This window comes from Bradyrhizobium sp. PRIMUS42 (assembly GCF_023006515.1).
GTDB lineage: Bacteria > Pseudomonadota > Alphaproteobacteria > Rhizobiales > Xanthobacteraceae > Bradyrhizobium.
Genome location: NZ_JALBGZ010000327.1, coordinates 1 through 6,880 on the forward strand (window position 1 = coordinate 1; position 6,880 = coordinate 6,880).

General features: G+C 65.1%; 7 protein-coding genes. 6 read left to right on the forward strand and 1 reads right to left on the reverse strand.

What is annotated here, in order from left to right:
* The first annotated feature begins 378 nt into the window (after positions 1–378).
* The 6 genes from argB (at position 379) to dapE (ending at position 6,197) form a co-directional block, all read left to right on the forward strand.
* Positions 379–1,266 carry an acetylglutamate kinase gene (argB, locus tag MOV75_RS22210; RefSeq protein ID WP_028140832.1) on the forward strand — a complete coding sequence of 296 codons (888 nt, stop codon included), beginning with the start codon at positions 379–381 and terminating at the stop codon, positions 1,264–1,266.
* Between the two features lie 230 nt (positions 1,267–1,496).
* Positions 1,497–2,483, forward strand: a complete 987-nt coding sequence (locus MOV75_RS22215) for a DUF1036 domain-containing protein (RefSeq protein ID WP_246929604.1) — start codon at positions 1,497–1,499, stop codon at positions 2,481–2,483.
* A 14-nt stretch (positions 2,484–2,497) separates the two neighbouring features.
* Entirely contained in the window at positions 2,498–3,190 is a 693-nt protein-coding gene (locus MOV75_RS22220; protein ID WP_246929591.1) for a pyrimidine 5'-nucleotidase, read from the forward strand.
* A 126-nt stretch (positions 3,191–3,316) separates the two neighbouring features.
* The gene (dapD, locus tag MOV75_RS22225; RefSeq protein ID WP_247006617.1) at positions 3,317–4,162 is read left to right on the forward strand and encodes a 2,3,4,5-tetrahydropyridine-2,6-dicarboxylate N-succinyltransferase; all 846 of its coding nucleotides are present in this window, start codon (positions 3,317–3,319) and stop codon (positions 4,160–4,162) included.
* Between the two features lie 227 nt (positions 4,163–4,389).
* Complete coding sequence (locus tag MOV75_RS22230; protein ID WP_246929595.1) at positions 4,390–5,034, forward strand: DUF805 domain-containing protein; 645 nt, start codon at positions 4,390–4,392, stop codon at positions 5,032–5,034.
* Entirely contained in the window at positions 5,031–6,197 is a 1,167-nt protein-coding gene (gene dapE, locus MOV75_RS22235) for a succinyl-diaminopimelate desuccinylase (protein ID WP_246929597.1), read from the forward strand. The genes MOV75_RS22230 and dapE overlap by 4 nt, the downstream gene beginning before the upstream one ends.
* A gap of 93 nt (positions 6,198–6,290) precedes the next feature.
* On the opposite strand, the gene MOV75_RS22240 is transcribed toward dapE, so the two are convergent.
* Positions 6,291–6,880 (reverse strand): tRNA pseudouridine(38-40) synthase TruA (locus MOV75_RS22240; protein ID WP_246929602.1); only part of this gene is annotated, 590 nt, incomplete at its 5' end.

Genomic DNA, 6,880 nt, shown 5'->3' on the forward strand with positions numbered 1-6,880 from the left:
GAATTGATTGAAGGTGCCATTGTTGCCGACATTGGCATAGGGAAGGCCGGTCGCGGGATCGATAGCGCCGGTGACGCCGAAATTAGTCGCGACATAAGTGTCGGTAAAATGGGACGGTGATGATTCTGGGCTGGCTGGCGGTGACGCTGGCAGCGGTGGTGGCGAGGAAGTGATGCTCGTGTCCCGGACGCGGTGCGGCACGCAGTGACGCTCCGCAGAGCCGGGACCCAGCAACATGGGCCCCGGCTCTGCAGCGCACCGCTGAAGAAGCGCTGCGATGCATCCGGGGCACGAGACCGCATGCCAGCCACACTTTGCGCCGCGCGCGCCAATCAGATAGAACGCAGGCCGCGTTAGACCCGCCAGCGAGACCGCGACATGACCGACATCTCCCCGCTCGACCAGGCCCGCATCCTGTCGGAAGCGCTGCCGCACATGCAGCAGTATGACGAGGAAACCATCGTCATCAAATATGGCGGCCATGCCATGGGCGACGAGGAGACCGCAAAGAATTTTGCCCGCGACATCGTGCTCCTGGAGCAGACCGCGATCAATCCTGTCGTGGTGCATGGCGGCGGGCCGCAGATCGCGACCATGCTCAAGCGCCTCGGCATCGTCTCTGAATTCGCCGCCGGCCTGCGCATCACCGATGCCGCGACCATCGAGATCGTCGAGATGGTGCTGGCCGGCTCCGTCAACAAGCAGATCGTCGGCTATATCAACGAGGCCGGCGGCAAGGCCGTGGGGCTGTCGGGCAAGGACGGCAACATGGTGAAGGCGTCGAAGACGACGCGCACCATCATCGATCCGGGCTCGAACATCGAGAAGGCGATCGATCTCGGCTTCGTCGGCGACCCCGAGAAGGTCGACCTCACGCTGCTCAACCAGCTGATCGGCTACGAGCTGATCCCGGTGCTGGCGCCGCTCGCGACGTCCAAGGAAGGCCAGACGCTGAACGTCAACGCCGACACCTTTGCAGGGGCTGTCGCCGGCGCGCTGAAGGCCAAGCGCCTGTTGCTGCTCACCGACGTGCCAGGCGTGCTCGACAAGTCGAAGAAGCTGATCCCGCAGCTCTCGGTGAAGGACGCGCGAAAACTGATCGCCGACGGCACCATCTCCGGCGGCATGATCCCGAAGGTCGAGACTTGCATCTACGCGCTGGAGCAGGGCGTCGAGGGCGTCGTCATCATCGACGGCAAGATGCAGCACGCGGTGCTGCTCGAGCTCTTCACCAACCAGGGCACGGGCACGCTGATCCACAAGTGAGAGACGAGCAGCGAAGAAGAGAGGGCGTCATGCCCGGGCTCGTCCCGCCTGCGCGGCCGAAGCCGCTTCGGCGCGGCGAAGGCCCGGGGATCCATAGCTCTCGCATTGCTCCATCATTCCGGAGCGCCCGCAGGGCGAATCCGGAATCTCGAGATTCCGGGTTCGATGCTTCGCATCGCCCCGGAATGACGGGGATTCGGCGCCGCCGCTCCCCCCTCACCCGCCTCCTGATGACGCTGCCGGCCGCAGCCGTCTCGTTCTTCTTCTCCTCCGCGCCGGCGTTCGCCGATCTCAAGATCTGCAACCGCATGTCCTATGTCGTCGAAGCCGCGATCGGCATCGACGACAAGGCGGCAACCGCAACGCGGGGCTGGTTCAGGATCGATCCCGCCACCTGCCGGGTGGTGGTGCAGGGCACGCTGACGGCCGACCGCATCCTGCTCAACGCCCGCGCGCTCGGCGTCTATGGCGCCTCCCCGATCCCGCAGAACGGCCGCGACATGCTGTGCGTGGCGCAGGACAATTTCGTCATCGCGGCGGCACGGCAGTGCCGCAGCGGCCAGACGCAAGTCGCGTTCACGCAAGTGACGCCGACGCAAGCAGCGGACGGCAACCTCACGGCCTATCTCGCCGAGGATTCCGAATATGACGACGAGCAGGCCCGCCTCGCCGGCATCCAGCGCCTGCTGGTGATCGCAGGCTATGACGCCGCGCCGATCGATGGCGTCGACGGGCCGAAGACGCAAGGCGCGCTGGCGGCGTTCCTGAAAAGCCGCGGATTGTCGTCGGACATCGTGGGCTCGCAAAACTTCTTCAAGACCATGGTCGATGCGGTGCAGACGCCGTCTGCGACCGGCCTCACCTGGTGCAACGACACGCCGCACAAGGTGATGGCGGCGATCGCGACCGACGACGGCAAGTCCGTGACCAGCCGCGGCTGGTATCGCATCGATCCCAAGACGTGCCTGCACCCCGATGTGACCGGCCAGCCGAAGCAGATCTTCAGCTTCGCGGAAGCGGTCGACGCCGACAACCGCGCAGTCAAGCTGAAGGACCGGCCACTGAACTGGGGCGGCGACAGGCAGCTGTGCACGCGCGAGACCAAGTTCGAGACCAATGAGCAGACCGATTGCGGCGCGCGCGGATTCGCCGCGACGGGCTTCGGCGCGGTGGACATGTCGAGCGGCGGCAAGACGCTGCGCTTCGCGGTGCCGTGATGGTGAGGGTCTTGATGAATTCGCCACGCACCTTCGACCACGTCGACACCTGGGTATTCGACCTCGACAACACGCTCTATCCGCATCACGTCAATCTGTGGCAACAGGTCGATGCGCGGATCGGGGAGTTCGTCTGCAATTGGCTGAACGTCGGCCCGGAAGAAGCGCGCAACATCCAGAAGGACTATTACCGGCGCTTCGGCACCACCATGCGCGGCATGATGACCCTGCACGGCGTTTCCGCCGACGACTACCTCGCCTATGTCCACAAGATCGACCATTCGCCGCTGGAGCCGAACCCGGCGCTCGGCGCAGCCATCGCAAGTCTGCCGGGACGAAAACTGATCCTGACCAACGGCTCGGTCGACCATGTCGATGCCGTGCTGGCGCGCCTCGGCTTCGCCAGCCATTTCGACGGCGTGTTCGACATCATCGCCGCCGAATTCGAGCCGAAGCCGGCTGAGCAGACATATCGGAAATTTCTCTCCGACCACGCGGTCGATCCGGCCAAAGCCGCCATGTTCGAGGACCTCGCCCGCAACCTGACTGTCCCGCACCAGCTCGGCATGACCACCGTGTTGGTGGTGCCCGATGGGACGAAGGAGGTGGTGCGCGAGGATTGGGAACTGGAAGGCCGGGACGCCGCCCATGTCGACTATGTTACGGATGATCTGACGGGGTTTTTGGCGCGGCTGTCTCCCCATTAGCCGCCGTCGTCCCGGGGCGCGAAGCGAGCCCGGGACGACGGCGGACTATGCCTTGACTCCGGCCTCTCAAATCCCGAAAAAGCGCTCCAATTCACGCAAAACCACGCTTTCCCTGAGGAAATCCCGATGTCCCTGTCCGCCCTCGAATCCACCATCAACAGCGCCTTCGACGCGCGTGACGGCATTTCGACCTCGACCAAAGGCGAGGTGCGCGAAGCCGTGGACCAGTCGCTGGAGATCCTGGACAAGGGCGAGGCGCGCGTTGCCGAGCGCGGCGCTGACGGCAAGTGGAAGGTCAACCAATGGCTGAAGAAGGCGGTGCTGCTGTCGTTCCGCGTCAACGACATGGGTGTCATCCCCGGCGGATCCGGCAAGGCGACCTGGTGGGACAAGGTGCCCTCGAAGTTCGAAGGCTGGGGCGAGAACCGTTTTCGTGATGCCGGTTTCCGGGCCGTCCCCGGCTCCATCGTGCGCCGCTCGGCCTTCATCGCCAAGAACGTCGTGCTGATGCCGTCCTTCGTCAATCTCGGCGCTTATGTCGATGAGAGCACCATGGTCGACACCTGGGCGACCGTCGGCTCCTGCGCGCAGATCGGCAAGCGCGTGCACATCTCCGGCGGCGCCGGCATCGGCGGCGTGCTCGAGCCGCTGCAGGCCGAGCCTGTCATCATCGAGGACGATTGCTTCATCGGCGCGCGCAGCGAGGTCGCCGAAGGCGTCATCGTGCGCAAGGGCGCGGTGCTGGCGATGGGCGTGTTCCTGGGCGCCTCGACCAAGATCGTCGACCGCGAGACCGGCGAGGTCTTCATCGGCGAAGTGCCTGAATATTCGGTCGTGGTGCCCGGCGCGCTGCCCGGCAAGCCGATGAAGAACGGCCAGATCGGCCCCAGCACCGCCTGCGCCGTCATCGTCAAGCGCGTCGACGAGCGCACGCGTTCCAAGACCAGCATCAACGAGCTGCTGCGGGATTGATCTCGGTCCGCAAGATGTGATCCGTCACCCTGAAGCGGCCGCCCCTTCGGCGGCCCTCGAAGGGCGACGGCCCGGTTGCATCTCGGCCGTGCATCCTTCGAGGCTCCCGTGGGACGCGAGCGTCCCAGGCCTCACACCTCAGGATGACGGAGCTGGTGGTCTATCGAACCCGCTCTCCCTCCATCGCGACCAATCTTCGGACGGCCCTGCCGCCCGGAGCCCCTCGTATGGACTGGACCTCGTACCTCTTCCGCTTCGACGGTCGCATCAACCGCGCCCTGCTGTGGCAGGCGCTGCTGATCGTCGCGTTGCTGGCGGCGCTGCTCGGCGTCATCGGGCAGGTGATCCATCTCGTCGGCGCCGAAGGCGCCTTGAAGCTATCCCTGAAGATCGATTTCGACTTCGGCCTCGACGAACTCTTCAAGCTGGTCGATCCCCGGACCTATCGCTCGCCGGCCTCATTTGACCGCACGGATACGATCTTGAGGTCATCCGGCCTGGCGCTGTTCTCATGGATCTTCCTGGCGACCACGATCAAGCGGCTGCATGATCGCGACAGGCGCGGCTGGTGGATCATCCCGTTCTGCGTCGTACCCGGCCTGTACAGTCAGTTCTCGGACCTGTTGCCTGACGCCCGCTGGATGCTTCCGTTCAGCCTCACCGCCACGAGCCTGTGGCTGTGGGGGTTCGTCGAGATGTTCTGCATGCCGGGCAGCGAGGGCCACAACCGGTTCGGTCCTGATCCATTGGCCAAGGTCGAGGACGCCGCCGTATCGCCCTCTGCCAATAGCTGGGACCAGAGCCGCGAGATCGAAATTGTCCCGCCCAGTGCTAGCCCACCCGGCGGCATGCATGTTAAGCGGGGCGCATGACCGATGCCCTCTCCATTGCCCGCGATCTCATCCGCTGCCCCTCGGTAACCCCTGAAGATGCCGGTGCGCTCGGGGTGCTTGAAAAAGCCCTCAGCGCCGCCGGCTTCACTTGCCACCGCGTGACGTTCAGCGAGGAAGGCACTGCCGACGTCGATAATCTCTATGCTCGGATCGGCACCGAGGGGCCGCACATCACCTTTGCAGGCCATACCGACGTGGTGCCGCCCGGCGACGAGAGCGCATGGAGCGTCGGCGCGTTCTCGGGCGAGGTGAAAGACGGGGTTCTGCACGGTCGCGGCGCGGTCGACATGAAGGGCGGCATCGCCTGCTCGGTCGCCGCGGTGCTGGAGCATCTCGCCGCCAATGGCGGCAAGCCGCGCGCCGATGGAATAGGCTCGATCTCGTTCCTGATCACCGGCGACGAGGAAGACGTCTCCATCAACGGCACTATCAAGCTCTTGAAATGGGCCGCCGAGCGCGGCGAGACATTCGACCATTGCGTGCTCGGCGAGCCCTCCAATGTCGAGACGCTCGGCGACACCATCAAGGTCGGTCGCCGCGGCTCGCAATCCGGTACGCTCTACGTGGACGGCGTGCAGGGCCACGTCGCCTACCCGCATCGCGCCTCCAACCCGGTGCCGGATATCTCGCGCCTGATCGTCGCGATCTCCGACGAGCCGCTCGATCATGGCAGCGCGCAGTTCCAGGCCTCCAATCTCGAATTCACCTCGGTGGACGTCGGCAACAAGGCCAACAACGTCATTCCCGGCGAGGCCCGTGCCAAGTTCAACATCCGCTACAACGACAACCACACCCAGGCGAGCCTGCGCGAGCTGGTCGAGACCCGGCTGACAAAAGCCTGCGGCAACCGCATCAAGGCCCGCATCGTCTGGGAACCCTCGAACTCCAACGTGTTCGTCACCAAGCCCGGCCCGTTCACCGAGCTCGCGGTGGCCGCGATCGAGGAGGTGACCGGCCGCAAGCCGGAGCTGTCGACCTCAGGCGGGACGTCGGATGCGCGCTTCATCTCCAGCTATTGCCCGGTGATCGAGTTCGGCCTGGTGGGACAGACGATGCATCAGGTCGACGAGCGGGTGCCGGTTAAGGATCTGGAGAAGCTGACGAAGGTCTATCGCGGGATTTTGACGCGGTATTTTGGCTAGGGCGATCGCCGCCGCCTCAACTTCCGCTGTCATCGCCCGGCTTGAGCCGGGGCATGACAGCGGTGGGTGAGGCGAAAGCGCGCCCCTCTCGCCTCAATAATCCACCTTCATCAGATACAGCCCGTCCGGCGGGGCGACGATGCCACACGCTGCGCGGTTGCGGGCTTCCAGTGCTGCGGAGAGATCGTCTGCGGTCCAGCGTCCTTCTCCGACCCAGACCAGCGATCCCACCATCGAGCGGACCTGGCTGTGCAGGAACGAGCGCGCCGAGGTGATGATCGTGATCTCGCGGCCGTCGCGCAGCACGTCGAGCTGATCGAGCGTCTTCTCCGGCGACTTGGCCTGGCACTCGGTGTCGCGGAAGGTCGTGAAATCGTGCTTGCCGAGCAGGCGTTGCGCCGCCGCGTGCATCGCGTCGGCATCGAGCTTGCGCGGCACACGCCAGGCATGACCGATGTCGAGGGCGAGATTGGCGCGCGTATTGATGACACGGTAGCGGTAGTGGCGTTTCACCGCGGAGAAGCGCGCCTCGAAGCTGTCAGGCACGATCTCGGCTTCCAGCACCGCGATCGGATGCGGGCGCAGATGCGCATTGAGCCCGTCGCGAAAACGGCCGGGCGGAAACGGCTTGTCGACATCGACATGCGCGACCTGGCCGCGCGCATGCACGCCGGCATCGGTGC

Excerpts from the sequence above, each read along its gene's own strand:
- MOV75_RS22230 (WP_246929595.1), top strand. The coding sequence starts at position 4,390 with ATGGACTGGACCTCGTACCTCTTCCGCTTCGACGGTCGCATCAACCGC.
- dapE (WP_246929597.1), top strand. The coding sequence starts at position 5,031 with ATGACCGATGCCCTCTCCATTGCCCGCGATCTCATCCGCTGCCCCTCG.
- dapD (WP_247006617.1), top strand. The coding sequence starts at position 3,317 with ATGTCCCTGTCCGCCCTCGAATCCACCATCAACAGCGCCTTCGACGCG.
- MOV75_RS22220 (WP_246929591.1), top strand. The coding sequence starts at position 2,498 with ATGAATTCGCCACGCACCTTCGACCACGTCGACACCTGGGTATTCGAC.
- argB (WP_028140832.1), top strand. The coding sequence starts at position 379 with ATGACCGACATCTCCCCGCTCGACCAGGCCCGCATCCTGTCGGAAGCG.
- MOV75_RS22215 (WP_246929604.1), top strand. The coding sequence starts at position 1,497 with ATGACGCTGCCGGCCGCAGCCGTCTCGTTCTTCTTCTCCTCCGCGCCG.